This window comes from Mesorhizobium sp. WSM4884, assembly GCF_029625675.1.
In the GTDB taxonomy this organism is placed as follows: domain Bacteria; phylum Pseudomonadota; class Alphaproteobacteria; order Rhizobiales; family Rhizobiaceae; genus Mesorhizobium.
The window spans coordinates 309797-335004 of the sequence record NZ_JARTVO010000001.1 but is presented as its reverse complement, the minus strand read 5'-3'; the positions used below and the strand labels follow the sequence as shown (position 1 = coordinate 335004).

At 63.3% G+C, this 25208-nt stretch carries 25 protein-coding genes and 1 tRNA gene; 9 read left to right on the top strand and 17 right to left on the bottom strand.

The annotated features are described in order from the left end of the window. Nucleotides 1-31: 31 nt before the first annotated feature. The 4 genes from P9236_RS01490 to P9236_RS01475 all read right to left on the bottom strand — a co-directional run bounded on the left by P9236_RS01490 (nt 32) and on the right by P9236_RS01475 (nt 4874). Nucleotides 32-2032, bottom strand: coding sequence for a glycosyltransferase (locus P9236_RS01490; RefSeq protein ID WP_278073053.1), 2001 nt, complete (start codon nt 2030-2032; stop codon nt 32-34). Continuing rightward, on the bottom strand, nt 2014-3243 hold the full coding sequence (locus tag P9236_RS01485; RefSeq protein WP_278072833.1) for an HlyD family efflux transporter periplasmic adaptor subunit: 1230 nt from the start codon (nt 3241-3243) through the stop codon (nt 2014-2016). The genes P9236_RS01490 and P9236_RS01485 overlap by 19 nt, the downstream gene beginning before the upstream one ends. A gap of 491 nt (nt 3244-3734) precedes the next feature. Next, nucleotides 3735-3810: transfer RNA gene (locus P9236_RS01480), tRNA-Lys, on the bottom strand. Nucleotides 3811-3971: 161 nt separating this feature from the next. Beyond that, a complete protein-coding gene (locus tag P9236_RS01475) occupies nt 3972-4874 on the bottom strand; it encodes a PhzF family phenazine biosynthesis protein (RefSeq protein WP_278072831.1) in 903 nt (300 codons plus the stop codon). Nucleotides 4875-5007: 133 nt separating this feature from the next. On the opposite strand from P9236_RS01475, the gene P9236_RS01470 reads away from it, so the two are divergent. The 3 genes from P9236_RS01470 to P9236_RS01460 are packed head-to-tail and all read left to right on the top strand — an operon-like array spanning nt 5008 to nt 8216. Next, on the top strand, nt 5008-6294 hold the full coding sequence (locus tag P9236_RS01470; protein ID WP_278072830.1) for an efflux RND transporter periplasmic adaptor subunit: 1287 nt from the start codon (nt 5008-5010) through the stop codon (nt 6292-6294). Nucleotides 6295-6297: 3 nt separating this feature from the next. Continuing rightward, nucleotides 6298-7002, top strand: a complete 705-nt coding sequence (locus P9236_RS01465) for an ABC transporter ATP-binding protein (RefSeq protein WP_278072829.1) — start codon at nt 6298-6300, stop codon at nt 7000-7002. After that, the gene (locus P9236_RS01460; protein WP_278072828.1) at nt 6999-8216 is read left to right on the top strand and encodes an ABC transporter permease; all 1218 of its coding nucleotides are present in this window, start codon (nt 6999-7001) and stop codon (nt 8214-8216) included. Before P9236_RS01465 ends, P9236_RS01460 begins: the two co-directional genes overlap by 4 nt. A gap of 33 nt (nt 8217-8249) precedes the next feature. Here P9236_RS01460 and P9236_RS01455 read toward each other — a convergent pair whose 3' ends face one another. Together P9236_RS01455 and P9236_RS01450 are read right to left on the bottom strand one after the other, a co-directional pair. Beyond that, nucleotides 8250-8969, bottom strand: a complete 720-nt coding sequence (locus tag P9236_RS01455) for a hypothetical protein (protein WP_278072827.1) — start codon at nt 8967-8969, stop codon at nt 8250-8252. Nucleotides 8970-8973: 4 nt separating this feature from the next. Continuing rightward, nucleotides 8974-10086: an endonuclease/exonuclease/phosphatase family protein gene (locus tag P9236_RS01450; RefSeq protein ID WP_278072826.1), complete on the bottom strand. Its 1113-nt coding sequence runs from the start codon at nt 10084-10086 to the stop codon at nt 8974-8976. Nucleotides 10087-10251: 165 nt separating this feature from the next. Here P9236_RS01450 and P9236_RS01445 point away from each other — a divergent pair, with 165 nt between their 5' ends. Together P9236_RS01445 and P9236_RS01440 are read left to right on the top strand one after the other, a co-directional pair. Continuing rightward, nucleotides 10252-10842, top strand: a complete 591-nt coding sequence (locus tag P9236_RS01445) for a BA14K family protein (protein ID WP_278072825.1) — start codon at nt 10252-10254, stop codon at nt 10840-10842. Between the two features lie 169 nt (nt 10843-11011). After that, nucleotides 11012-11296: a PilZ domain-containing protein gene (locus P9236_RS01440; RefSeq protein ID WP_278072824.1), complete on the top strand. Its 285-nt coding sequence runs from the start codon at nt 11012-11014 to the stop codon at nt 11294-11296. 351 nt (nt 11297-11647) lie between these two features. Here the strand turns inward: P9236_RS01440 and ilvC are convergent, their stop codons facing one another. The 3 genes from ilvC to P9236_RS01425 form a co-directional block, all read right to left on the bottom strand. Beyond that, nucleotides 11648-12667 (bottom strand): ketol-acid reductoisomerase, encoded by a 1020-nt coding sequence (ilvC, locus tag P9236_RS01435; protein WP_278072823.1) that lies wholly within the window; start codon nt 12665-12667, stop codon nt 11648-11650. 132 nt (nt 12668-12799) lie between these two features. Beyond that, complete coding sequence (locus P9236_RS01430) at nt 12800-13477, bottom strand: TetR/AcrR family transcriptional regulator (protein WP_278072822.1); 678 nt, start codon at nt 13475-13477, stop codon at nt 12800-12802. A gap of 171 nt (nt 13478-13648) precedes the next feature. After that, complete coding sequence (locus P9236_RS01425; RefSeq protein ID WP_278072821.1) at nt 13649-14104, bottom strand: MarR family winged helix-turn-helix transcriptional regulator; 456 nt, start codon at nt 14102-14104, stop codon at nt 13649-13651. 96 nt (nt 14105-14200) lie between these two features. Between P9236_RS01425 and P9236_RS01420 the strand changes: the two genes are divergently transcribed. Beyond that, on the top strand, nt 14201-14506 hold the full coding sequence (locus P9236_RS01420; protein WP_278072820.1) for a Rieske (2Fe-2S) protein: 306 nt from the start codon (nt 14201-14203) through the stop codon (nt 14504-14506). Between the two features lies 1 nt (nt 14507). Continuing rightward, a complete protein-coding gene (locus P9236_RS01415; RefSeq protein WP_278072819.1) occupies nt 14508-15227 on the top strand; it encodes a glutathione S-transferase family protein in 720 nt (239 codons plus the stop codon). Nucleotides 15228-15278: 51 nt separating this feature from the next. On the opposite strand, the gene P9236_RS01410 is transcribed toward P9236_RS01415, so the two are convergent. Next, entirely contained in the window at nt 15279-15689 is a 411-nt protein-coding gene (locus tag P9236_RS01410) for a helix-turn-helix domain-containing protein (RefSeq protein ID WP_278072818.1), read from the bottom strand. A 169-nt stretch (nt 15690-15858) separates the two neighbouring features. Between P9236_RS01410 and P9236_RS01405 the strand changes: the two genes are divergently transcribed. Next, nucleotides 15859-16752, top strand: coding sequence for an SDR family oxidoreductase (locus P9236_RS01405; RefSeq protein ID WP_278072817.1), 894 nt, complete (start codon nt 15859-15861; stop codon nt 16750-16752). A 142-nt stretch (nt 16753-16894) separates the two neighbouring features. Here the strand turns inward: P9236_RS01405 and P9236_RS01400 are convergent, their stop codons facing one another. The 3 genes from P9236_RS01400 to P9236_RS01390 form a co-directional block, all read right to left on the bottom strand. Further along, entirely contained in the window at nt 16895-18811 is a 1917-nt protein-coding gene (locus P9236_RS01400; RefSeq protein ID WP_278072816.1) for a potassium transporter Kup, read from the bottom strand. A 150-nt stretch (nt 18812-18961) separates the two neighbouring features. Then, entirely contained in the window at nt 18962-20878 is a 1917-nt protein-coding gene (locus tag P9236_RS01395) for a potassium transporter Kup (RefSeq protein WP_278072815.1), read from the bottom strand. A 90-nt stretch (nt 20879-20968) separates the two neighbouring features. Beyond that, complete coding sequence (locus tag P9236_RS01390) at nt 20969-21709, bottom strand: pyridoxine 5'-phosphate synthase (RefSeq protein ID WP_278072814.1); 741 nt, start codon at nt 21707-21709, stop codon at nt 20969-20971. 162 nt (nt 21710-21871) lie between these two features. Between P9236_RS01390 and P9236_RS01385 the strand changes: the two genes are divergently transcribed. Then, nucleotides 21872-22267, top strand: a complete 396-nt coding sequence (locus tag P9236_RS01385) for an STAS/SEC14 domain-containing protein (protein WP_278072813.1) — start codon at nt 21872-21874, stop codon at nt 22265-22267. 9 nt (nt 22268-22276) lie between these two features. Here P9236_RS01385 and P9236_RS01380 read toward each other — a convergent pair whose 3' ends face one another. The 4 genes from P9236_RS01380 to nthA all read right to left on the bottom strand — a co-directional run bounded on the left by P9236_RS01380 (nt 22277) and on the right by nthA (nt 25183). Then, nucleotides 22277-23404 (bottom strand): ATP-dependent RecD-like DNA helicase, encoded by a 1128-nt coding sequence (locus tag P9236_RS01380; RefSeq protein ID WP_278072812.1) that lies wholly within the window; start codon nt 23402-23404, stop codon nt 22277-22279. Nucleotides 23405-23550: 146 nt separating this feature from the next. Further along, nucleotides 23551-23919 (bottom strand): nitrile hydratase accessory protein, encoded by a 369-nt coding sequence (locus tag P9236_RS01375; RefSeq protein WP_278072811.1) that lies wholly within the window; start codon nt 23917-23919, stop codon nt 23551-23553. After that, nucleotides 23888-24547 carry a nitrile hydratase subunit beta gene (gene nthB / locus P9236_RS01370; RefSeq protein WP_278072810.1) on the bottom strand — a complete coding sequence of 220 codons (660 nt, stop codon included), beginning with the start codon at nt 24545-24547 and terminating at the stop codon, nt 23888-23890. Before nthB ends, P9236_RS01375 begins: the two co-directional genes overlap by 32 nt. A 30-nt stretch (nt 24548-24577) precedes the next feature. Next, nucleotides 24578-25183, bottom strand: coding sequence for a nitrile hydratase subunit alpha (gene nthA, locus P9236_RS01365; RefSeq protein WP_278072809.1), 606 nt, complete (start codon nt 25181-25183; stop codon nt 24578-24580). Nucleotides 25184-25208 lie beyond the last annotated feature (25 nt).

The following is a 25208-nucleotide window of genomic DNA, read 5'->3' as shown; positions in this document are numbered from 1 at the left end:
GATCTGACACAATCGACGAACCTTATTTTGGCTATGCGCGTTGATAGTTCGGCCCGAACGTCCGAGAGAAAAGGCCGGCGGCCACGGTCCGCCGCCGAAGCTCCTCGATATCCTGCGAGTAGTCGCCGGTGTAGAGCTTGACGATCATCTGGTCGCGCGCAGCTCCGGTCAGATCGTAATGGAGATGGCCATATTTGAACGGGCCGGTATCCCGGCGCCTCCCCTGTGTGCGCCTGGTGACAACCCTGAGTTCCGCTTCGAAGGGCTCGACGCCATGCAGCGCCACTTCGGCAACCTTGCCGGTTTCGACGTCGGTCCCGACGGGGATTTCGACCACGGCTTTGCTGAGCGTCAGGCTGACAGCCCGCCCGGCGATGCCGCCGAACCGCGCCGGCTCGTCCGCACGGAGGCTCTCGGAGGCGGGATTCGTCTTCTCGAAACAGATCAGCACTGCGATCATGAGCACCACAATGTTCACCAGCGCCCAATAGATTGCGACTGGCGAGAATTCCCCCGGAGGAATGCGCGCCCATTCCGGAATGACGTTGATCACAAGTCCGAGTGCAGTGGCCGCGATCAATATTGCCAGGCAGGCAAAGGTGTAGCCGTCGAATTTGTTGTCGACATTCGAGCTTCCCTTGGGTGTCACCCGAAACGGCCGCCCAAATGGCCGGATCAGGCTCGAAATCACAGTCGGCAGCATCCGGAAGGTGGAGAAGGCGCCGACAGCGCTCGAAACCACCGGCAGATAGCGCGTCGGCGTGATCCAGTGCATCAGCAGGAAATAGGCGACGAGAACAGGCAGTTGGTGGCTCACCAGATCGGCTGCTTCCGTGAAGAAGAGTGGAGGATACCCCGTCCAGAAATACATGGCAGGGACGATGAGGATCGCCAGGCGCACGAAATACTGCACGAGCCAGCTCACAGGCAGGAACATGATGCGCTGGAACAGGCTGAGACCCGGACCGCGAAGGGGTCCGTTGTGCACGAAAAGCGTCTGGATCCCGCCTTGGCACCAGCGTTGCCGCTGCACGAAATAGCCCTTCAGGTTTTCCGCGGCGAGCCCGATGGAGAGCCGCTCGTTGAGGTAGCGCGTCTTGTATCCCTTGTTCAGCATCGTCAGGGTGGTCAGCAGATCCTCAGTGATCGACTCCGTCGGAAAGCCGCCGATCGCCTCCAGTGCCACGCGACGCGTGATCGAGCACGAACCACAACAGAAGCTTATGTCCCAAGCATCCCTGCTGGCCGCCATCTCGTCGAAAAAAAGGCGCTGTTCGTCAGGCCACGACCGCTCCAGTCCGAGATTGATCTGGACGGGATCCCTGTTGAAGAAATGCTGCGGGGTCTGCACGATGCCGATGCTGGGATCGGTGAAGAAAGGCAGTGTGCGGCGAAGAAAGTTCCGGTGTGCCACGAAATCCGCGTCAAACACTGCAACGAACTCGCCGTCGCTCACCGTAAGGCCGTTGTTCATGTTGCCGGCTTTGGCGTGGGCATTATCCCGTCGGGTGACGTGGACTGCGCCCTTTTCTTCGCAGAACCGCCGAAGCCAATCCCGGCGCTGGTCGTCTAGGACGTATACCTTCAGCTTTTCCCCGGGATAGTGGAGGCCGAGCGCGCCAATGATGGTTCGCTCGAGCACGTCCAACGGTTCGTTGTAGGTCGGGATGAAAACGTCGACTGTCGGAAGCTCCTGCCGAGGCCGGCGGAAGAAATCGCTTGCGAGCGCGTCCGCTTGGGCGCTGCGGTCGACATACCGGCTCATGATGATGAGGAAGAGCGTTATGTCGAAGAATGCGAGCAGTTCGATGCCATAGAGAAACCATACCCAGTAGAAATCGAGGCCATCATTGGGATAGGGCAGCACGGTATCGGTGAGACGCCACCAGAGATACCGGACAGCGACCGCGAAAACGACTGCACAGGTGACGGTGCGCGTCCAGGTCTGGTACCGCGACCAGCCTTGGACGAAGATGACGAAGAAAGCCGCGACCAGGAAGGTCGGGGCCAGCGCTACCAGATACTGAACCATAGCCTTGTCAGCCACTGGGCCATCGTGAAGCTGCGCGTGTGGAAGCGGACCTGGACCGACCGCCCGACATGGCAGAAATTGCTGTAGTCGGTGTTGAGAGACGAGTTTGCGAGCGCCACCCTGATCCGGGCGTTGCGCCCTCTGCCGCTTGGAGGCATCGCCGCGAGTGTCGGCTCCTCTACCACCGCGGAATTGCCACGAACCGAAATGACCTCACCGTCAATGACATTATCCGTCCCGAGGATGCGGACCTCCGCGGCGCGGCGCGGATAGATCTGGTCGAAATCGACCTCAGGCACCAGAATATCCACGAAGAGGTCGCGGCAATCGAGCACGCGCAGCAGTTCGTTTCCAGCGACGACGTTGGCTCCCGCAACGACGTTGTTACGCCAGATTACGCCGTCGAAGGGCATTGTCATGACCGCGCGTTCAAGGCTGTCGACCCGTCGCGCCTCCTCTGCCAGTTGCTTGGAAAGCTCTGCCAGACGGGCGCGGCTTTCTGCGGCACGCGCATCGAGATCGGCGATCTGGATCGCCAACTCGTCCTGCCTCTGGTGCGAGTAAGGAACGTCGTTTTGCCCGTCCTCGAGAAAAACGCCTTGCCGCATCGCTTCCAGCTGCCGCTCCAGCCGTTTCAGGTTCAGGTTTTCGACTTCGACTTCTGCCGAGGCCGCGATCTCTGTCGCTTGCGCCTCGTCGACACTAGCTTGCGAAACGACACCCCTGACGATCAGCGTGGAGTTGCGCTTGAGTTCCGCCGCACTCGCCGATCGCCGGGCAGCCAGCATCGTGATGCGTTGACGTGAAATCGCAATCTGCTGTTCGATACTGTTGATCATCGCCTTGCTATAGGCATCGAAGCGTCGGCCCAATCTGACACGCAGCGCCTCCAACTCGCTGCGCTGGTTTTCGAGCGCCTGCACCCTGTTCCGCGTGGTCTCCAGTTCCGCGACCAGCGATGCTTCGATGGCGCGATTCACTCGCTCGTTCCGGATCGTCAGCAGTGCTGCATTTTCCGACAGGTGCGTGCCGGTTTTCGGCGGCGTCTGGAGCACGGTGCCCTCGATCGGGGCCGATATCTCGGCGAAACGCGCATTGATGGTGCCGTCGAGGCTGGTATATCCCGTAAGTCCAGGCAAGAGAGCAAGAACTGCGGCAACCAGCAGCAGGACTCCTACTGCAACTCGAACAAAGCGTTTGTTCCAGAACATGGGCGCCCACAAAGCGATCTAACGGCCGTCATTGGTGACGACGCCCCACGCCCGATCGCTACCTTAGCGCGCAAGTGTTAACAATAACACACCGTAATTGCTTGTACGGGGCGGATTGCCGTCAAGCCTGTTTCTGCTCTTTTGTTCTTCATTTCCCTATCTCCCAGCTAGCGTGAGCGGATGGCGGCCATCTCCTCGTCCCGAACCATGGTTTCCGCGCGCGCCGTTGTTGGCGCAGCGGCGTGCGGAGGAGGTAATGTCTACATGGTGAAAGCCGTTTCATTCGGTGGGCCGAACGGGTTTTCGTTCAGACCGTCGATCCTAACGACGACTGTAAACCGAACAAAGTCGGCCTCTCTTCCGGCTTCCATCAAGAATATTGACCGTTCCTTGTAGGGTAAACGGATTGCACGCGGTGACAACGGCGTGACAACGTGACAATCTAGCTGATTGCCATGTTTGCTCATGCCATTGATTTGATTGAAAAAATTTGGTGGGTGTGCACAGGATCGAACTGTGGACCCGCTGATTAAGAGTCAGCTGCTCTACCAACTGAGCTACACACCCACACCGCCGGGAAAACCAGCGTCGGCGGCGCATATAGCCGCCGCTTTCTGTGATGTCCAGCCCTGCAGGATCATTTCCCGACAAATCGACACGGCATGATCCCGAAAAGTGGATTCCCGGTTTTCGGAAAAGATCATGCCCGCTCGAAAAGGCCGCACCTGTCAGATGAAAAGCTGACCTTCCGCGACCCTGATCGCGTGGCCACCGATACGCGCGGACGCCAGTTTTCCGCCGTCGACATTGAGCTCGAGCCGGATGCGCGAAGGCCGGCCCATCTCCAACCCCTGCTCGATCCAAAGCTGCGTGATTCCGTCCGTCGGACCATCGAAATGCATGATCGCGCCGGCAAAGGCGGCCGCCGCCGAACCGGTCGCCGGGTCTTCGTAGGAGGGCGTCCCGGGCACGATCATGCGGACATGGAAGGCGCTGTCATGATGCACTGTCTCGCGGCAATAGACATAGGGGCTGGCAAACGCCCATTCGCTCTTGCGCGGCGCGAGCTCGGACCAGGCCTGGTTGTCCAGCCTGATTTTTGCCGCCGCATCGAGGCCTGAGACGGGAATGGCGACATAGGGCACGCCGGCCGACCAGAAGGAGACGCGGTGATTCTCGAAGCCGATCTCGTGCGGCGCAAGGCCGAGCGCTGCGCCGATCATTTCCGGGTCGGCGGCGAGTTCCAGCCGCTCTGGCAGTCTCGCCAGGTCGAACTCGGCGAAAATAGCGCCATCATGCTTGCTCACCGCGCAGCGCACCGGACCAATATTCTCCTCCAGCACGAAGACGCCCGCCGCCTCACCCCCCAGTTCCGCCAGCGCGATCGCCGACCCGACCGTCGGATGGCCGGCGAACGGCATCTCATAATCGGGCGTGAAGATGCGAATCCGATTTCGGTGCTTGGGATTGTCGGGCGGCAGCACGAAAACCGTCTCGGACAGGTTGAATTCGCGCGCGATCGCCTGCATGGCGGCCGTGTCCAGGCCCTGGCTGTCGAGAACCACGGCGAGCGGATTCCCCGCCAGCCGCTCGGTCGTGAACACATCGTAAAGCAAGTAGCTGCGTGCCATCGAGAAAACCTTCCGCCTCGTCCCGAATTTCCGCCTCAATCCCAACATGAGGGAAATTTAATTTGAAATTCGAACCTTAAGGCATGATTTGTGCACCAAAAGGGACAGCAATTTTTCGCTATAGGGGTCTGGGGTGGACCAGGTTGTCAATCCGCCAAACGCAGAATCCGACACTTCCATCGAAGCCGCTCTCGGGCTCGACCGCAAAGGCGTGAGCCGCAAGCGCCGGCGCGGCTGGCTCTATGCGCTGCTGGCGTTGGCGGTCGTGGCGGCCGCCATTGGCGCCTACCGGTGGAACGCCGCCGCGCCGCCCCGAATCGAATACACGACCGCTCCGGCGACGGTCGCCGACCTGACCGTGCAGGTGTCGGCGACCGGCACGCTGCAGCCGCTGACGCAGGTCGACATCTCCAGCGAGCTTTCCGGCATCGTCCGCTCCGTCGCGGTCAGCGAGAACCAGCAGGTGAAGAAGGGCGACGTGCTCGCGAAGCTCGACACCGCCAAGCTCGAAGTGCAGATCGAGCGCGCCACCGCCTCGGCCAAGGCGGCAGCCGCGGCCGTCGAGAACGCCAAGGTCACGCTGCAGGAAAACGAGAGCGCGGTGGTCCGCGCGAGCGCGCTCGCCAAGCGCGGCATGGCGACGGATCAGTCGCTCGAGGCGGCGACCGCGACGCGCGATCGCTCCAAGGCGGCGCTCGACAGCGCCGAGGCCAATCTCGCTATTGCCGAGGCGGATCTCAAGGCGCAGCAGACCGATCTTGCCAAGAGCACCATCTATGCGCCGATCGACGGCATCGTGCTCACGCGCTCGGTCGACCCGGGACAGACGGTCGCCTCTTCGCTGCAGGCGCCGGTGCTGTTCGTCATCGCCGCCGATCTGCGGAACATGGAGCTGCAGGCGGCGGTGGACGAGGCCGATATCGGCCAGGTCAAGCCCGGCCAGCATGCCCGCTTCACGGTCGATGCATTTCCGGACCGTCCCTTCGACGCCGAGATCCGCGACATTTCCTACGCCTCGGTCACCACTGATGGTGTCGTCACCTACAATGCCCGTCTCGAAGTAGACAACGGCGAGCTTCTGCTCAGGCCCGGCATGACGGCAACCGTCGCGGTGGTGACAAGGCAGGCCAAGGGCGTGCTCACCGTGCCGGCCACGGCCTTCCGTTACCGCCCGGCGCAACCGGCGGCCCGCGCCTGGAGCCTGAGCGACCTGTTCACCGGCCGGATGGGCCGCCCCAACCGGCAGCGCGAGGTGGCGAAGGCGCCGACCGACGGCTCGCGCTTGCTCTACGTGCTGGAAAACGGACGGCCGCGTGCCGTCAACGTCAGGATCGGCTCGACCGATGGCGAACTGACCGAGATCACGTCCGGCCTGCAGGAAGGTGTCGAGGTCATCACCGGCTCGCAGCAGCGGAGCTGATCCGTGCCCGCCCCCCTGCTCATCACTTTCGACAAGGTCTGGAAGAGTTATGGCTCGGGCGAGGCGCGCGTGCATGCGCTTGCCGGCGTCGATCTTGAGATCCGCAGAGGTGAATTCGTCGCCATCATGGGTCCGTCCGGCTCGGGCAAGTCGACCGCCATGAACATCATCGGCTGCCTCGACACGCCGACGGCCGGAACCTACCGCTTCATGGGCATCGATGCCGGCCGGCTCGACCGCAACCGCCGCGCCCTGCTGCGCAACCTCTATGTCGGCTTCGTCTTCCAGGGCTACAATCTGCTGCCCCGCACCACGGCAGCGGAAAATGTCGAGCTGCCGCTGATCTATCGTGGCGTTTCCGCCCGCGAGCGCCGTGATCGCGCCATGCGGGCGCTTGCCCAGGTCGGGCTGGTCGGACGCGAGCACCACACGCCAGCCGAGCTTTCGGGCGGTCAACAGCAGCGCGTTGCGATCGCGCGCGCCATCGTCACCAAACCGACGCTGCTCGTCGCCGACGAGCCGACGGGAAATCTGGACACGGCGCGCACGCACGAGATCATGGAATTGCTGACCAGGCTGAACGCCGAGCTCGGCCTCACCATCGTCATGGTCACGCACGAGGCCGACGTCGCCGGATATGCTGAGCGCACCGTGCGCTTCCTCGACGGCCACGTCGCCTCGGACACAACGAAAGCCGAGGCCGCATGATTTGGGAGACCGTCCGCCTTTCGCTGATTTCGATCCGCCGGAACGTGCTGCGCTCGTTCCTGACCCTGCTCGGCATCGTCATCGGCGTTGCCGCCGTCATCGCCATGCTCACCATCGGCTCAGGCACCACCGAGAAGGTCAAGGCCGACATCTCGAAGCTCGGCAGCAATCTTCTCGTCGTCCGCGCCGGCCGTCCCGCCGGGCCCGGCGGACCGGGCGGGCTCGACCAGGTCACCCGACCGCTGGCCGCCAAGGATGTTGAAGCGCTGGTCGCCCACCTCAGCGGCGCCCGCGCCATCGCGCCGGCTTCGCAGAAGCAGGTGCGCGTCATCTTCGGCACGGAGAGCCTGACGTCGGGCGTCACCGGCACCGACAGCGCCTATCTCGACGCGCGCGACTGGAAGCTGGTTTCCGGCCGCCCCTTCAGCGATTCCGAGGCGCGCGCCGGTGCCGGCGTGTGCCTGGTCGGCGAGACGGTGCGTCAGCAATTCTTCGGCGCCGGCGATCCGGAGGGCGAGACCATCCGCGTCAACCGCACCTCCTGCAGGATCATCGGCCTGCTGGAGCCGAAGGGCTACACCGGCTTCGGCCAGGACCAGGACAATGTCGTGCTGATGCCTTTAGCCGCCTACCAGCGGCGCATCGCCGGCAATCGCGACGTCGACAATATCTACATCGCCGCCGACGACAGGACGCCGACCACCGAACTGCAGCCGCGCGTCGAGGACATCTTGCGCGACACGCGCCGCATCACGCCGGACCGCGATCCCGATTTCTCGATTCGCGACATGACCCAGATCGCCGACGCCATGGCCAGCGCCACCACCACCATGACCGGCATGCTGGGCGCCGTCGCCGGCGTCAGCCTCCTGGTCGGCGGCATCGGCATCATGAACATCATGCTGGTCTCGGTCACCGAACGCACACGCGAGATCGGTATCAGGCTGGCGATCGGCGCGCATGAGAAACACATCTTGATCCAGTTCCTGGTCGAGGCGACCGTGCTGTCGCTGCTCGGCGGCATCATCGGTATCCTTATCGGCCTGGGGCTCGCCGGCATAGCTTCGGCGACGTTGACCATACCCTTCGCGCCGAGCCCGGCGGTCATCCTGCTCGCCGTCGGCTTCTCGGCGCTGATCGGCGTGGTGTTCGGCTTCTTCCCGGCGCTGCGCGGCGCCAGGCTCGACCCGATCGATGCGCTGAGGCATGAATAGACTGCCGCTTGGGCTCGGCAGGCCGCGATCGCGTCAGTCCTGCTTGTCGGCAAAATGCCATTCGACGAGCGGCTTCATATGGCCCATCAGGCCGTCCGGCAGATCGGCGGCATTGCGAATGATGACCGGGCCCTCGATCTCCGGTTCGCTCTCTGCGGCAACGAAGGCGCTGATCCTCCGCGCAACCTCTACGGCCGGCTCGGCGACATGATAGCGGCGGAAGATCACAGTGCCGCTCGGCGTCGATAGCGCGTGGTAACGCGGTCCGCGCCGAGCTGCCGACAGGTCGATGCCGGTCTCCTCGCCCACCTCGCGGATCATGTTGAAGTCGACATCGACGATACCGTCGCGGAAATCGATCGGCTCGAAGGAGCCTGCGGCGAAGTAGACGCGGCCGGCGTTCACCGTGTGCGAGCCCATGCGGATCGCCACCAGCGCGTTGTCGCCGGCCACCAGCACGGCATGCGCATAGGCATGCTCGGCGCCGCTCAACTCGCGGTTCTTGCGCCAAAGCATGAAGGTCGAATACTTTACCGCATGGCAGCGGCCGACAAGCCGGTTGTCGCGATAGGCGAGCGCCGAAAGCAGCGCCACCGTGCCGTCGTAGAGCGCCGGCTTTGCGTCCATCTCGCGTCGCCAGTTTTCGGCGATCGCCACCTGGTTGTCGCGCTCAAAAGGATGAGGATTTGGGTCGAGCCGTACGTCGACTTCGTCGACCGGCAGGATGACGTTGCGCGGCAGGTCGAAACTCACGGGATCACGCCATGTCCAGATTGATCACTACCGGGCAATGGTCCGAAGCCTTCGGCCTGTCCCACCCGGCGCGCGGGAAACGCTCGACTTCCTGGCCTGGCGGAAAGATGGTGCGCCAGGGCTGTCCGTTGCGGATGATCTCCGGCACCGCGGTGGCATTCTTCGCCGCCAGCGCCTTCGACAGCAGGACATAGTCCAACTGGCACAGATGCCGTTCCTCCGGCCCCCGCGTGTGATAAAAGCTCCAGCGATCCATCTCCGGCCGCCGCTCGACGACATTCTCGCAGAAGCCGCCGGCGGTGAGCACGTTGATCGAGGACTGGGCTTCGTCGACCACCTCGAAACGGTAGCCGTCGAAACTGTCGCCTTCGATCTTCACGCGCTGCCGGTAATCGTTCATGTCGCCGCAGATCGCCCAGCGCCTGTCGGCCGCATGGTCCTTGCCGAAACGCTCCTCGATGATGCGGCGCACGGCCTGCGCCTCGGCCATGCGCAGCGGCATCGTCGCCTCGCGGCCGTCGAGCCCGTTGCGCGGCGAGCCCATCGATTTGAAGTGCACCAGATAGAGCGTCAGCGGCACCCCACCAATCGTCACGTCGATTTCCAGGCAGTCACGCCGGAAGATGCGCTCGTTGGCCAGGAACCCAAGTGCCGCAAGCTCGGGCGTGAACAGGCCGAATTGCTCGAACGTGACGTAGGCATGGCTGGTCATGCGCACGAACTCGATCGGCTGGCCCTGCGCGGTCTCGCTGCGCATCATCACGGCGACATCGATGCCGCGGGCATCATTGCCGGCGGTGGTGTATTTCTGGCGATAGCCCTGCCCGATCATCTTGAAGAGATAGCCATATTCGAAGGCCTTCAGCGCCTCGATATTGTCGACCTCCTGCATGCAGATGATGTCGGCGCGGGTTGCGGCTATGGCGAGCGCGGTAAGCTGGCGGGTGTCGTCTGACTGGGCGATGGTGCGCGCCTGTTCGAGCAGCCTGTATTCAGCCTCGTTCTGGATATCGAACAGCGCCAGCGTCCGGTCCTCGTTGAGCTGGTTGCGGTAGCCCGAGAAATCGAACCTGTTCATCAGGTTCTCGACGTTGAAGGTGGCGAGACGCAGCGACATGGCCGAGACCTTTGCCCGCAAGCGGGGGTGAAAACAAGAGCCACGCGATGCCCGTCATGGTTGACGGAACCTTTCCGTTCATCCTCCGTTCAGACGAAAAGTCCCATCAATAGGCCTCTTCCCGGGGTGTTCTGGGCGTGGGGCCTTTACTCCTTGGAGAGTGAAATGAAACCGCTCTTGTCTTCCCTCGGCTCTGGGCTGATGGCCTTGGGCCTCATGGCGGGCCTGACGGCGCCGTCGATTGCCGGCCCGATCCTGCAGCCGGATCTCTCGGCCGCCACCAGCACGGCGGCACCTGCGATCATACCTGTCCGCGACAGCTGGGCCGGCGGCAACAACTACTCGCCGCAGATGTATGACTGGCGCTGGCGGCGCGGCGGCGACTGGCAGGGCCGTGATTTCAGATGGCGCGGCGGCGACTGGCGAGACCGTCATTTCTCCCGTGACTGGGATGGCGGCGACTGGCGCTGGCGGCATCATCGCCATCATCGAAGTTTCGATAGTGGTGACGCCGCCCTTCTGGGCTTAGGCCTTGGCCTCGGCTTGGGCAGCCTTGCCTACAACAACTACTACGATCCCTACTATTATGATCCCTATCCGCGCTACTACCATCCGCGGCGCATCTATCGGACCGAGCGGCTTTCCAGCGCCCATGTCCGCTGGTGCTACGACCGTTACCGGTCCTATCGCGCTTGGGACAATACCTTCCAGCCCAATTATGGCCCGCGCCGGCAGTGCATTTCGCCCTACATCTGAGCCGGTCGGCAGCAAGAATGAAACGGCGCCCATCGCGGCGCCGTTTCTTTTTGGCAAAAAAGAAATCGGCCGCAGCGCAATAACTGTAAATTTAGCGGCGGCGTTTATCCGTGATGCCGTGCCCCCACATGACGATCGCCGTGTTGCGATCCGCTAGGACATGCCCGCCATGGCTGAGAACGAGCAGAGAGGCAAGCACAGGCAACGCGTGCTGAAGGGCGCCGCGATCCTGACCGGCATCAACAATTCCGAGGTCAAGTGTACGGTGCGCAACATGCATCCCGGCGGCGCAGAATTGAAGGTGCCGATCGAGGCGCGCGTGCCCGACGAATTCCTGCTTTACGTGCCGACCGACGGCATCGGCTACAAGGCGATGGTCCGCTGGCGCCGCGACGACCGCATCGGCATCGAGTTCAACGGCACGGAACCGAAGCCGCACTGGCACTACGGCTGAGCGTGAAAAAACGGCGGATCGCTCCGCCGGCTTCATGTTCACGACCGGAGCTTGACGACAATTCGCCCTGCCGAGTCAGCTGGTGCGGGTTTCGAGAACCGGCCTACGCCGGCCGTAGCCTTCATAGAGCGAACACACTACGAGGGCTTCGGCCGGCGAAGGCCGGAGCGGAGCGGACATTGAGGTCCGTGAGCACCAGAAGCGCAGAAACCTGCGGCAGATGGCCGGCAGGGTAGAATTGGCGCAAGCTTCCTAGTTCTTCGCCTTGTCGACCAGCTTGCTCCTGGCGATCACCCCGCGCGACCGCAGGGCGAAGCCCGAGGACGCGCAAGGCAAACGAACGTGGATCGCTTAGTTCTTCGCCTTGTCGACCAGCTTGTTCTTGGCGATCCACGGCATCATCGCGCGCAGCTTGGCGCCGACTTCCTCGATCTGGTGGCTGTCGTTCATGCGGCGGATGCCCTTGAAGCGCGACAGGCCGGCGCGGTACTCCTGCATCCATTCCGAGGTGAACTTGCCGGTCTGGATATCCTTCAGGATGCGCTTCATCTCGGCCTTGGTCTCGGCGGTGATGATACGCGGACCCGAGACATATTCGCCCCATTCGGCGGTGTTCGAGATCGAGTAGTTCATGTTGGCGATGCCACCCTCATAGATCAGGTCGACGATCAGCTTGACCTCGTGCAAGCACTCGAAATAGGCCATTTCCGGCGCGTAGCCGGCTTCCACCAGCGTCTCGAAACCGGCGCGGATCAGTTCCACCAGACCGCCGCACAGCACAACCTGCTCGCCGAACAGGTCGGTCTCGCATTCCTCGCGGAAGTTGGTCTCGATGATGCCGGAGCGGCCGCCGCCGACGCCGCAGGCATAGGAGAGCGCGAGGTCGAGCGCGTTGCCCGAAGCGTCCTGGTTGACGGCGACCAGGCACGGCACGCCGCCGCCCTTCTGGTACTCGCCGCGCACCGTGTGGCCGGGTCCCTTCGGCGCGATCATGACGACGTCGACCGAGGCCTTCGGCTCGATCAGGCCGAAATGCACGTTGAGGCCGTGCGCGAAGGCGATCGCCGCGCCGTCGCGGATGTTGGGCGCGATCTCGTTCTTGTAGATATCGGCCTGCAATTCGTCGGGCGTCGCCATCATCATCAGGTCGGCCCATTTGGCGGCATCCGCCACGCTCATCACCTTGAGCCCGTCGGCCTCGACCTTCTTGGCGGTCGCCGAGCCAGCCTTCAGGCCGATGGCGATTTCCTTGACGCCGGAATCCTTGAGGTTGAGCGCATGCGCGCGGCCCTGGCTGCCATAGCCGATGATGGCGACCTTCTTGCCCTTGATCAGATTGAGATCCGCGTCACGATCGTAATAGACACGCATTTTTTCGTCTTCCTTCCCGTTTTGAAGATCAGAGCATGATGCCGAAAAGTGTGAAGCGGTTTTCCGACGACATCATGCTCTATCTCTTTGATTTGGAGCCGGATTCAGATTTCAGGTCGACTTGACCTGAAATCATCCGGCTCCGGGGCCTTGCGGCCGGTTGTTTGCTCTCCTGGTCTTTGACCCGTGGAGAGCGAGAAACTGCCGTGTCGCGCGGGCGGCGTCGTCGCCGATTGCGGTCTCGGTCAATTGCAGCCGGTCGCCGAGCAGAAGCCGGATCTGAACGTCGCGGGCGACCAGCCCGAAAAAGGTCCGGAACGCCGTCTCGGCGTCGTCGAAATCGAGCAGCCCGGCCTCGCGTCCTGCCTCCAGCACGGGCTTCAGGCGCCTGGCCAGCGCGATGCGCCCATTCTGCAGCACGATCGCGCCAAGGTCATCCTTCCCGGAGCCGGCATGGCCGACGGCGACGCGATTGAGCGCGATGGACGTATCGCTGGAGATCACCCTCAGCCAGTCGGAAGCGAAGCGTTCGAGACTTGCCGTCAGCGAGGCAAGGTCGAGGCCCTTCCGGTCCACGGGCGCCACGCGCACTTTCGAGGCCTGCCACTGCACCGTTGCCGTCAGCAGTCCGTCGCGGTCGCCGAACCATTTGTAGAGCGTTTCCTTGGAGCAATTCGCCCGCCGCGCCACCGCAGTCATGGTCAGTTTGTCGCCCTCTTCGACCAGCAGGCGAAGTGCCGTCTCCAAAACGGCCTGCTGCCGCTCGGTCAGCGCCTCGCTGTTGTCGCTTTCTGGCACGCTGTGCAACACACTTCCCTCGGAATACGTCCATCACCGTCAATAGGCGTACCGTACGTTACGGTTCGGCTTCTATGCCTTATTGCCCGCTGCCAAGCAAGGGCTATTTTCCGCCGATGGCTTCTCTTGCCGGAGGACAGGATGCTGACCGGTCTGCTTGCCCTGGCCGTGGCTGCCGCGCTGTCATTCCGTGATTGGCGGATCGCGCAGCCGCCCGAGCAAACTAGCCAGCACCCCCAGTTCGCTGACAGAGAGCTTGTCGCCCATTAGTTCCGATATGGCTTTTCCGTAGACTGCCCAGATGCGGCGGCGCGTCTCGCGCCCCGCCGGCGTGATGCGCACGGTCTGGCCGCGGCCATCGTCCGAGACGGGCAACTTTTCCACCAGGCCATCCGCTTCCAGCCGGGTGAGCAGCCGCGAGACGTTGTACTGCGCCAGCAAGACCCGATCGATCAGCTCGAAGGGCCGCAAGCCGCCCTCGCCCGCCTCGGCAAGCTCGTGCAGCACGTCGTACCAGGCGAGTGGCGGCAGTTCCTCGGCCTTCAGCGCGTCCTCGGCCTTTTCGACCAGTTGGCGCGACACGCGCATCAAACGGCCCCAGGCTTTGACGGCTTCGGGCGTAGGAGATTTTCTCTTCATCGAGGGACCTTATTCGATAGATGCAACTGCATCAAGCTTGACAAGCGATGCGGATGCATCCACATAGATGCAATTGCATTGATATGGAGTTCTTCGATGAAACATGAAATCTGCAACGTGGCCGACATCCCGCAGACCGGCAGCCTGGTCGCGCCCTTCTTCGGTCGCGAGGTCCATGTCTGGCGCAGCGGCGAGCGCATCCGCGCCGCGGCCAATGCCTGCCTGCATTTCGGCGGGCCGCTCGATTGCAAGGACGGCGCCTTCGTCTGTCAATGGCACGGCGCGCGCTTCGACATGGAAAGCGGTGAGCGCCTCGAAGGCCCGGCGCCGAAGGGCTCGCGCCTGATGTTCCTGTCGACGCGGGTCGAGGACGGCGCTCTGAACTATGTCTGGGGTGAGTGAGATGACCGCAAGGCTCACCCTGGTCAGCCATCACCTTTGCCCCTACGTCCAGCGCGCGGCGATAGCGCTCGCCGAAAAAGGCGTGCCGTTCGAACGGGTCAATGTCGACCTCTCGAACAAGCCCGACTGGTTCAAGGCCATCTCGCCGCTCGGCAAGGTGCCGCTGCTCCGCGTTCGACACGGCGGCGGGGAAGAAGTTATTTTCGAATCCGCCGTCATCCTCGAATTCCTCGACGAGACCGAGATCAATCCGCTGCATCCGGCCGATCCGCTCATGCGGGCGCGGCACCGCGCCTGGATCGAATTCGGCTCGGCCACCCTCAATGCGATCGGCCGCTTCTATTCCGCTGCCGATGAGGCCGCTTTTTCCCTTGAAAGCAAGGCTCTGGCGCAAATGTTTGCCCGCGTGGAGGCGGAACTGTCGGAAAGGGGGAGCGGTCCGTGGTTCGACGGCGACCGCTTCTCGCTGGTCGATGCCGTCTACGGGCCGATTTTCCGCTATTTCGACACGTTCGACCATATCGACGATTTCGGCATTCTCGACGGCAAGCCTCTGATCCACGCCTGGCGCGAGGCCTTGAGCAAGCGGCAATCGGTCAAGGAAGCGGTCGGCGCCGACTATCCGCGGCGGCTGCACGCCTTCCTGCGGGCAAAGGGATCTTATCTTTCCGAGACCATCCGGCTGCAGGCCGTTGAAACCCCGCAAGCCCGATCGGCCTGAACGGGTCGATAACCGCTGGCGCTTCGATGCTTGTCGCCGATTGCGGATATCTCAGGCGTGCGCGGCATCGAATGCGGCGCGCGCATCGCGCACGGCATCGTGGTTGCGTTCGGCCCATTGGATGAGCATCTCCAACGGCGCGAACATCGAGCGGCCGAGATCGGTGAGGCTGTACTCGACGCTCGGCGGCTTGGTCGGAAACACCTCGCGATGCACATAGCCGTCGCGCTGCAGCTCGTAGAGCGTCTGGGTGAGCATACGCTGTGAGATGTCGGGCACAAGGCGGCGCAGCTCCCCGAACCGGTAAGGCTTCTCGGCCAGGGCCATGACCAGCAGTGAGCTCCATTTGCCGCTGATGCCCTGAATCACGTCGCGAACCGGGCAATCGGCGAAATTGCCGCCGCCGGTCATGGCCTTGTAGACCTCGAGCTTCGATTTCAGATTGAAGATCTTGCTGTCCATCCCGGCATCCATTGGTCGAGGCGGCGACCGCCCGGTGGTTCCCCGGCTGTGCCTACCTCCCGAAAAACTGCCTTCTTTACGGCCTTGGGTCAATTCCTATTTTAGCGCTGGTCTCTTTTTGAGACCATCAACAGCACCCGCCTCTCGGCGCTATTTCAGGAAACCTCCCATGACCGAAACCCTCCTCGTCACCGGCGCTTCCGGCCATCTCGGCCGCGCCGTGGTCAATCATCTGCTGGATGCGCAGAAGGTCGCGCCGGCGAACATCGTCGCCACCACGCGCAACCCCGAAAACCTCGCCGATCTCGCGGCCCGCGGCGTCACCGTCAGGGCAGCCGATTTCGACGATCCGGCATCGCTCGAGAACGCGTTCAAAGGTGCCGACCGGGTGCTGATCGTCTCGACCGGTGAGCTCGACCTGAAGAGCGACCGGCGCCTGAAGCAGCATCAGGCGGCGGTCGCCGCGGCCAAGGCGGCCGGCGTTTCGCACCTGCTCTACACCTCGATGCCAAACCCCGAGCCCGTCTCTCCGGTGCTGTTCGCCGGCGATCACTACGGCACCGAGCAGGCGATCAAGGCGAGCGGGATTCCCTACACCATCTTCCGCAACGGCTGGTATCAGGAGAACCTGTTCCTTGCCCTGCCGCACGCCATTGCGTCCGGCAAGTGGTACACCTCTGCCGCCGATGGCCGCATCGCCCATGGCGCGCGCGACGACATGGCGGCCGCCATTGCCGCAGGCCTCGCGTCCGGCTCGAAGGAAAGCTCTATCTACACGCTGACCGGTCCGCAGGCCTACACGACGGGCGAGATCGCCGCTCTGGTGACCGAAGTCATCGGCAAGCCGCTGGAAGTCATCCAGGTGCCGGACGAGGCGTTGACAGAGGGCGTGAAGGCGGCGGGGCTTCCCGAGGACTTTGCCCGCATCGTCGTATCGTTCGACGCCAATACACGTTCCGGCCGCATCGGCATGGTGACCGATACGGTCGAGACGCTGTCGGGTCGTAAGCCGCAAACGTTGAAGCAGTTCCTGGAAGCGAACAAGGCCGCCCTGCTCGGCTGAAACTGGCGCGCCTTGGACGTCTCGGCCCAGGGCGCGCTATTTCGCCTTTTTCAGCAATCCGAGCCGGATCAGGCTTTCGCCGGTGGCGACGAGCGCGTCTTCGCGCGATCGCGGCGCCCAGCCGAGAACGCCTTGCAGCCCTTCAAATGGCGACCTGCGTGCCGATCTCGACGACGCGTCCCGTGGGGATCTGGAAGTACTCTGTCGCATCCGCCGCCGTCTTCGCAAGACCGATGAACAGCCTGTCCTGCCATATCGGCATGCCGGAATTGGGCGAGGCCTTCAGCGAGCGGCGGGACAGGAAGAAGGACGTCGTCATGATGTCAAACTTCCAGCCCTGCTTGCGGCAGATCGCCAGCGCGCGCGGGATGTTCGGCTGCTCCATGTAGCCGAAGGTCAGTGTCACCCGCATGAATAGCTCGTTGACCGTCTCCATCTTCACCCGCTCGCTATCGGGCACCACCGGCTGCGGCGCCGTCACCACCGAAAGGATGACGTTCTGTTCATGCAGCACCTTGTAGTGCTTCAGGCTATGCATCAGCGCGGTCGGCGCGCTCAGCGGATCGCTGGTCAGGAACACGGCCGTGCCCGACACCAGCTGCGGCTTCTTCTTCAAAAGGTTCGCCGCCAGGAAGTCGAGCGGGATCTCGTTGCGTCGCGTCTTGTCGAAGAGATAACGGCTGCCGCGCACCCAGGTCCACATGCCGAGGATGATGGCAAAGGCAACGGCCAGAGAAGACCAGCCGCCCTCGAAGACCTTGACGATGTTGGAGGCGAAGAAACCGATGTCGATGAGCGCGAACATTGCTGTCAGCGCGACCGCCGGCCAGATGTTCCACTTCCAGATGCGCGTCATGACGACGAAGAGCAGCGTCGTCGTCACCAGCATGTTGCCGGTCACCGAGATGCCGTAGGCCGAGGCAAGTCTGCTGGACGCTCCGAAGCCGACCACCAGCAGCATCACCACAAGCGCCAGCAGCATGTTGACGCGCGGCATGTAGATCTGCCCGGATTGCTTTTCCGACGTATGCAGGATTTCGAGGCGCGGCAGCATGTTGAGCTGCACCGCCTGCCTAGTCAGCGAATAGGCGCCGGAAATCACCGCTTGGCTGGCGATCACCGTCGCCGCCGTCGCCAGCGCCACCATGGGGATGAGCGCCCAGCCCTCGTTCATTTCGAAGAACGGATGGCCGACCGTGCCGCCCTTGGCGAGCACAAAGGCACCCTGCCCGGCATAGTTCAAGAGCAGGCACGGAAACACGATCGCCAGCCACGCCAGCACGATCGGCTTGCGGCCGAAATGGCCGAGATCGGCATAAAGCGCCTCGGCGCCGGTGACCGCGAGGAACACCGCGCCGATGGTCACGAAGGAAACGTCGGGCGAATTGATCAGGAAGGCGACGATGTAATGCGGGCTGATCGCCCACAGGATCTCGGGGTCGTCGACGATGTGATTGATGCCGGAAAGCCCGATGGCCAGGAACCATATCGCCGTGACCGGGCCGAACACGAGGCCGACGCCACCCGTGCCGAAGCGCTGCACGGCAAACAGGATGGCGAGGACGAGCAGTGTCAGCGGCACGACATAAGGCTGGAAGGCCGGCGTCACGACCTCCAGGCCTTCGACCGCCGAAAGCACCGAGATCGCGGGCGTGATCACCGCGTCGCCGAAGAACAGCGACGCCCCGATGATGCCGATGCCGAGGATGATCGCCGAGCGCGTGGGGAAACTGCCGCGCACCAGCGCCATCAGCGACAGCACGCCCCCCTCGCCGCGGTTGTCGGCGCGCAGCACGAACATGATGTATTTTATGGTGACCGTGATGGTCAGCGACCAGATGATCAGCGACAGCACACCCAGAATATCGGCACGGTTGGCGACGTCACCGCCCGACGAGGCATGCAAGGCTTCGCGGAACGCGTAGATCGGGCTGGTTCCGATATCGCCATAGACCACGCCCAGCGCGCCCAGCATCAGCACTTTCGTGCTGTGCTGCTCTATTTCCGGATGGCCCGTCTGGTCGACGGGTTCCGCCTCAGCACCATTGGCAAGGGCCATGGACGATACTCCGATAAAATGCGCGGTGCTCTACGCTTGCTGCGGTGCAATATCAAGTGCCCTGGCGTTAGGACACCCATGCCACCGGTGCAGGGCTCGGGCTTGCGCCGGTCCATTCAAATCTATTGCACAAAGTGCCGGCTTGAAGGGTCAGATTGCGACCTGGGTGCCGATCTCGACCACGCGCCCAGTGGGAATTTGGAAATACTCGGTCGCATCCGCCGCGCTGCGCGCCAGGCTGATGAACAGCCGGTCCTGCCAGACCGGCATGCCGGAATTGGGTGAGGCCTTGAGCGAGCGGCGGGACAGGAAGAAGGACGTCGTCATGATGTCGAACTTCCAGCCCTGCTTGCGGCAGATCGCCAGCGCGCGCGGAATATTGGGCTGCTCCATGTAGCCGAAGGTCAGTGTCACTCGCATGAACAGTTCGTTGACCGTCTCCATCTTCACCCGCTCGCTGTCCGGCACCACCGGCTGCGGCGCCGTCACCACCGAGAGAATGACGTTCTGCTCGTGCAGCACCTTGTAGTGCTTGAGACTGTGCATCAGCGCGGTCGGCGCGCTCAGCGGGTCGCTGGTCAGGAACACGGCCGTGCCCGACACGAGTTGCGGCTTCTTCTTCAGGAGATTTATTGCCAGGAAGTCGAGCGGGATCTCGTTGCGGCGGGTCTTGTCGAAGAGAAAGCGGCTGCCCCGCACCCAGGTCCACATGATCAGCCCCATGATCGAGGCCACCGTGATCGACACCCAGCCGCCCTCGACGATCTTGACGACATTGGCCGAGAAGAAGCCGAGGTCGATGACGCCGAAGAGCAGCGCCAGTGCGACGGCAACCGCCAGCTGCCATTTCCAGAGCCAGCGCATGACGACAAATAGCAGCACCGTCGTCATCAGCATCTCGCCGGTCACCGAGATGCCGTAGGCGGCGGCCAGTGCGCTCGAGCTGCCGAAGCCGACGACCAGAAGCATCACGCCGAGCGCAACCAGCAGATTGACCCTCGGCATATAGATCTGGCCGCTTTGCATTTCGGAGGTGTGCTGCACCTCGATGCGGGGCAAAAGACTGAGCTGCACGGCCTGCCTTGTCAGTGAGAACGCGCCGGAAATCACCGCCTGGCTGGCGATGACCGTCGCGGCCGTCGCCAGGCCCACCATCGGCATCAGCGCCCATTCGGGCAGCATCTGGAAGAACGGGTTGGTTGGCTTGCCGCCATGCGAGAGTACGAAGGCGCCCTGCCCAAAATAGTTGAGCAGCAGGCAAGGGAAAACCACCGAGAACCAGGCAAGCACGATCGGCTTGCGGCCGAAATGGCCGAGGTCGACATAGAGCGCCTCGGCGCCGGTGACCGCCAGGAACACCGCGCCGACGGTGACGAAGGCACCCGTCGGGGTAGTGGCCAGGTAATAGACCGCATAATAGGGATTGACCGCCAGGAGGACGGACGGATCGTCGACGATATGGTAGAGGCCGGCAACGCCGATAGCCACGAACCACGTCGCCGTCACCGGGCCAAAGACGGCCGCCACTTTGCCTGTTCCAAAACGTTGCACGGCAAAAAGGACTGCCAGGATCACCAGCGTGATCGGAACGACATAGGCATCGAGCGCAGGTGTCACGACCTCCAGGCCTTCCACTGCGGAAAGCACGGAAATAGCCGGGGTGATAACCGAATCGCCGAAAAACAGCGCCGCGCCGCAAAGGCCGATGGCAAGGATAAGCCTGGATCCGTTGGGATAAGCACTCCTCGCAAGCGCCATGAGAGACAGCGTGCCACCCTCGCCCTTGTTGTCTGCCCTCAGCACGAAGGCGACATATTTGATGGTGACAATGATGGTCAGCGCCCACACGATCAGCGACAGCACGCCAAGCACATCGTGGCGGGCAACCGAACTCGACGAAGCATGGAGCGCCTCGCGGAAAGCGTAGATCGGGCTGGTGCCGATATCGCCGTAGACGACGCCGAGCGCCCCAAGCATCAGCACCTTGGTGCTGTGGTGGCGTTCGGCTTCGGCATGGTGCGAGTGTTCGAGGATTTCCGACTCGCCGCTGGCGTTGGCTAGCACCATTGACCCCACTTTATCGGATTCGCGGTACTCGAAGGCCACGCGACGTGCTGGAGTCGCGACAATCGCCGGGACTACGCAAGGCTTCCTCACCTACCATCCGCAGGCCTTCAAGAACCGCCCAACCGTGCCGGCCATGCCATACTCCAGCGCATCCGCTGTCAACCCATGTCCGATCGATACTTCGGCCAATGCCGGGATACGCTTGGCGAGCGCCGGCAGGTTGTTCACGGTCAGGTCGTGGCCGGCATTGACCTGAAGCCCCGCCGCATGGGCCGCGTCCGCGGTCTTTCCCAGTCTTTCCAACTCCTTGGCCGCCTTGGCGGAATCGGAATGGTAACCGCCATAGGGCCCGGTATAGAGCTCTATCCTGTCGGCGCCGGTATCGCGCGCGGCATTCACCCCGGCCGGATCGGCGTCGGAAAACAGCGACACGCGAAACCCGCCCTTCTTCAGCCGCTTGACGATCGGCGTCAGGAACGCGGCCTGGGCGACGAAATTCCAGCCATGGTCCGACGTCGCCTGCGCCGGGTCGTCCGGCACCAGCGTCACCTGTTCCGGCTGGTTCTCCTCGACAAGTGCCAGGAAATCCTCGGTCGGATAGCCTTCGATGTTGAATTCCGCCTGGGGGAACTCATCGTCGATCAGCGCCCTGATTTCCGGCAGGTCGGAATGTCTGGTATGCCGCTCGTCAGGCCGCGGATGGACAGTCAGTCCATGCGCGCCGGCGGCAAGCGCGATACGGCCAATTCCGGTAACGCTCGGCCACGGCAGATCGCGACGGTTGCGCAGCATGGCGACGGCGTTGAGGTTGACCGAAAGCTTTGCGGGCATGATCCGGCGTCCAGTTGAACAAATACTCAGAGCGGCTCGGCGATCTTGTCAAACACTGAACCGCTCTGTGCTGGCGCGCATCTATAGCGCCTTTGCAGGGAACAGATAGAGGGTTTCCGGTGTTCCAGAGGACGAGATGGTGGTCAACGCAAGGATTTGCCAGTGAATTCCCTCGATGCTGTGCCGGCGATACGCCGCATCGACACCAACCGAGATGCACTTTTCGCCATCGACGTGGTCGGGGATGTTTCCCCGGCCGACGCCGAGAATTTGTTCGGCCTACTGGAAGCGGCCTATGCGCTGCATCCGAGGATTGACGTGCTGGTGCGGCTGACCGACCACGGAAGCATCGACTGGAAGAGCATATCGCAAGAGACGCTTCGGCAGGGCGCGGCCCATGTGCTCGAACATGCGGTGCGCTGCGCCGCGATCGGCGATCCGGCCTGGGCATCCTATGTCCAGGCCTTCTTCCCGAGGAGCTTGCCTTTCGAATTCAGGCACTTCGACAGCGATGACGAGCCGTCGGCGTGGCGATGGCTCGGCGCCAGACCGGTGTGATCGGCCACCTCATCGCACGATCGTCAGCCGCTCGGCCGCGCGGGTGATCGCCGTATAGAGCCAGCGCTGCCTTGTCTCCTTGAACGCCCAGCTCTCGTCGAACAGCACGACGTCGTTCCATTGCGAGCCCTGCGCCTTATGGACCGTCAGCGCATAGCCGTAGTCGAAATCGTCGAAACGCTTCTTCTGCTGCCAGGGGATTTCGGCCTCCGGATCCTCGAACGCCGCCTTCAACAGCTTGATCTTGGCGACGCCGCGGTCGGGATCGTCCTCCTCCGGCGAGACCAGCAGGTTGATGCCGGGCTTTACCGTCTCGCGCGACGAGGTCATCACCTTCCACAGCGAGCCGTTGAGCAGCCCCTTGGCCGGATCGTTGCGCAGGCACACCAGCTTGTCGCCGGCCTGCGGATAGTCGGCATTGAAACCCTTCAGCTCGCGCAGCCGCTGGTTATAGCGGCGCCGCGTGCGGTTGGTGCCGACAAGCACCTGGTCCGCCTTCAGCACGAGCTCCTGGTTGACGCCTTCCCTGCCGATCACCTGCGCCGTGCCGTAGTCGCCATGCATGAACTCGCGGCCCTCGCGCACGTCGAGCGCCAGCCGGATGATCGGATTGTCGCGTGCCTGGCGATGAATTTCGGTGAGCAGCACATCCGGCTCGTGCTGGGTGAAGAAGCCGCCGCCCGAGATCGGCGGCAGCTGCGCGGGGTCGCCCAGAACGAGGATCGGCGTCCCAAAGCTCATCAGGTCGCGGCCAAGCTGCTCGTCGACCATCGAGCATTCATCGATGACGACCAGCTTGGCGCGCGCGATCGGACTTTGCCGGTTGAGCGCGAAGGTCGGCGAGATCGAGGTCTTGCCGGTCACTTCGTCCTCGACCGACTCCTCGCCCCTCGGCCGGTAGATCAGCGAGTGGATGGTGCGGGCGTTGACCGCTCCCTTGGAGCGCAGCACCTGGGCTGCCTTGCCGGTGAAAGCGGCGAACTGCACCTGCCCGTCGACATGCTCGGCGAAGTAGCGCGCCAGCGTCGTCTTGCCGGTGCCGGCATAGCCGAACAGGCGAAAGACCTGCGGCCGGCCGTCCTTCAGCCAGCGCCCGACCGCCTTCAGAGCCTCGTCCTGTTGGGGAGAGAATTCCATCAGCGCGACAGACCGGATTCGCGTGCGAAATACAAGATTGGCGTCCCATCACCGGCGTCGTCGGTGACGATCTCGTTTGTTACCAGCTCGGCACGCTATCAGGCGCAAACAAGAACGTAAAGGGAACAAACCTGTTGGAGTCTATGCTACCTGCTAGGCCCGGGATCGTTTTCGAGCAGGATCGGCTTGCCGTGCGGGGTGGCGTGCGCGGCACGCGCCCAGGCGGCGGCGAGTTCGTCGACCTCGCCCTTGCCGGCGATGCCTTTTGACGATAGCAGCTTTTCCAGCGCCGCCAGCCAGTGCTCGTAATAGTCGTGGCCGTCGCTCGCGGCGTCCGGCTTCTTCACCTCGGCCGACAGGGCGTCCGCCCATTCGCTCCACGAAAACAGGCCTTTGTCGTGCAGCGCGACCGTCATGGCGAAAGCTTCCGCCTGCCATGGCTCCGCGAACACCGGATCGTCAAAAACCGTCGGCCGTTCGCTCTTAGGCCGGCTCAAGATAGCTCTCCCAGGCATCGATGGAGACGATCAAAGTCGGATCGGCGCCCTCGCCCCAGATCTCCGCGCCGTCGAAAACTACCGTATAGACCCATTGCGGGTTCTCGCCCTTGCCATGCGCATTGCTGTCGGGGAACACGAAGCCATCGCGCACCGCCTCGATCGTCCCGTGCTTGCCGCGCGCATAGCGCGGCAGGCGCGTGTGGCCGGTGGGGTTGAAATTCTTCGTCCGCACGCGGTCGCCCGCCCGGAACCGCGCCGGCGCGGCGACCGGCCGGTCGCACGGCCCGCCTTTGGCGAGCGCCGCCGGCACGTCCGCCGCCTTCAGTACGCGCTTGGGCGTCGCGGTCGGATCGACCGCCTTGCCGGCCGCAAGGTCGCGCTCGGTAACAAAGCCGTGGCGCTTCAAAAGCGTCTCCAGCGCCTTGATCCAGATCTGGTAATAGCTTGAGGCGTAATAGTCGGCCGGATGCAGCGATTCCCGCGCATGCCGGCTCTCGTCGATGTTCCAGGCGCCCATGGCGCCGGCGGTGAGCGTGACACCCAGGGCGCGCTTTTCCCACTCGGCGTGGAAATAGGGTTCGTCCTTTTCAGGCGCGACCGCCCCGAAACCCATCTGCCCGCCGAGGTCTTGCGGCCCGTTCATGCCGGCTCTCCGTTCATGCCGGCTCTCCGTTCATGCCGGCTCCTTCGCCAGCGCCGTGCCGATCATCGCGTCGCGGCTGACCAGCCCGGCAAGCTGTTCCTCGCTCCACGCCTCGGAGCCTTTCGGCCGCATCGGCACCACCAGATAGCGAAGCTCGGCGGTCGAATCCCAGACGCGGATCGTCTTGTCAGCCGGCAGCGTCAGCCCGAACTCTTCCAGCACGCCGCGCGGATCGATGACGGCCCGCGAGCGGTAGGGCGGCGCCTTGTACCAGACCGGCGGCAAGCCGAGCACCGACCACGGGTAGCAGGAGCAGAGCGTGCAGACGACGAGGTTGTGCGTCTCCTCGGTGTTGAAGACGGCCTGCATGTGCTCGCCCTGCCGGCCGGTATAACTCAGCGAGGCGATCGCCGCCGTCGCGTCGCGCTTCAGCCATTCCGCATAGGCGGGATCGCTCCAGGCCTTGGCCACCACCCGGGCGCCGTTGGGTGGGCCGATCTTCGTCTCGTAGGTATCGACGATGACATCGATGGCCGCCGGGTCGATCAAGCCTTTTTCGGTGAGGATCGTCTCCAGCGCGCGCACGCGCGCGGCGAACGGATCGAGCTCGTTGTCGTGGTCGTGATCATGGGACATGGCACCAGACTAGGATCGCCGACAA

Coding starts and splice junctions, on each gene's coding strand:
- P9236_RS01490 (WP_278073053.1), bottom strand. CDS start 2,032: ATGGTTCAGTATCTGGTAGCGCTGGCCCCGACCTTCCTGGTCGCGGCT.
- P9236_RS01485 (WP_278072833.1), bottom strand. CDS start 3,243: ATGTTCTGGAACAAACGCTTTGTTCGAGTTGCAGTAGGAGTCCTGCTG.
- P9236_RS01475 (WP_278072831.1), bottom strand. CDS start 4,874: ATGGCACGCAGCTACTTGCTTTACGATGTGTTCACGACCGAGCGGCTG.
- P9236_RS01460 (WP_278072828.1), top strand. CDS start 6,999: ATGATTTGGGAGACCGTCCGCCTTTCGCTGATTTCGATCCGCCGGAAC.
- P9236_RS01450 (WP_278072826.1), bottom strand. CDS start 10,086: ATGTCGCTGCGTCTCGCCACCTTCAACGTCGAGAACCTGATGAACAGG.
- P9236_RS01445 (WP_278072825.1), top strand. CDS start 10,252: ATGAAACCGCTCTTGTCTTCCCTCGGCTCTGGGCTGATGGCCTTGGGC.
- P9236_RS01440 (WP_278072824.1), top strand. CDS start 11,012: ATGGCTGAGAACGAGCAGAGAGGCAAGCACAGGCAACGCGTGCTGAAG.
- ilvC (WP_278072823.1), bottom strand. CDS start 12,667: ATGCGTGTCTATTACGATCGTGACGCGGATCTCAATCTGATCAAGGGC.
- P9236_RS01425 (WP_278072821.1), bottom strand. CDS start 14,104: ATGAAGAGAAAATCTCCTACGCCCGAAGCCGTCAAAGCCTGGGGCCGT.
- P9236_RS01420 (WP_278072820.1), top strand. CDS start 14,201: ATGAAACATGAAATCTGCAACGTGGCCGACATCCCGCAGACCGGCAGC.
- P9236_RS01415 (WP_278072819.1), top strand. CDS start 14,508: ATGACCGCAAGGCTCACCCTGGTCAGCCATCACCTTTGCCCCTACGTC.
- P9236_RS01410 (WP_278072818.1), bottom strand. CDS start 15,689: ATGGACAGCAAGATCTTCAATCTGAAATCGAAGCTCGAGGTCTACAAG.
- P9236_RS01405 (WP_278072817.1), top strand. CDS start 15,859: ATGACCGAAACCCTCCTCGTCACCGGCGCTTCCGGCCATCTCGGCCGC.
- P9236_RS01400 (WP_278072816.1), bottom strand. CDS start 18,811: ATGGCCCTTGCCAATGGTGCTGAGGCGGAACCCGTCGACCAGACGGGC.
- P9236_RS01395 (WP_278072815.1), bottom strand. CDS start 20,878: ATGGTGCTAGCCAACGCCAGCGGCGAGTCGGAAATCCTCGAACACTCG.
- P9236_RS01390 (WP_278072814.1), bottom strand. CDS start 21,709: ATGCCCGCAAAGCTTTCGGTCAACCTCAACGCCGTCGCCATGCTGCGC.
- P9236_RS01380 (WP_278072812.1), bottom strand. CDS start 23,404: ATGGAATTCTCTCCCCAACAGGACGAGGCTCTGAAGGCGGTCGGGCGC.
- P9236_RS01375 (WP_278072811.1), bottom strand. CDS start 23,919: ATGCCTGGGAGAGCTATCTTGAGCCGGCCTAAGAGCGAACGGCCGACG.
- nthB (WP_278072810.1), bottom strand. CDS start 24,547: ATGAACGGGCCGCAAGACCTCGGCGGGCAGATGGGTTTCGGGGCGGTC.
- nthA (WP_278072809.1), bottom strand. CDS start 25,183: ATGTCCCATGATCACGACCACGACAACGAGCTCGATCCGTTCGCCGCG.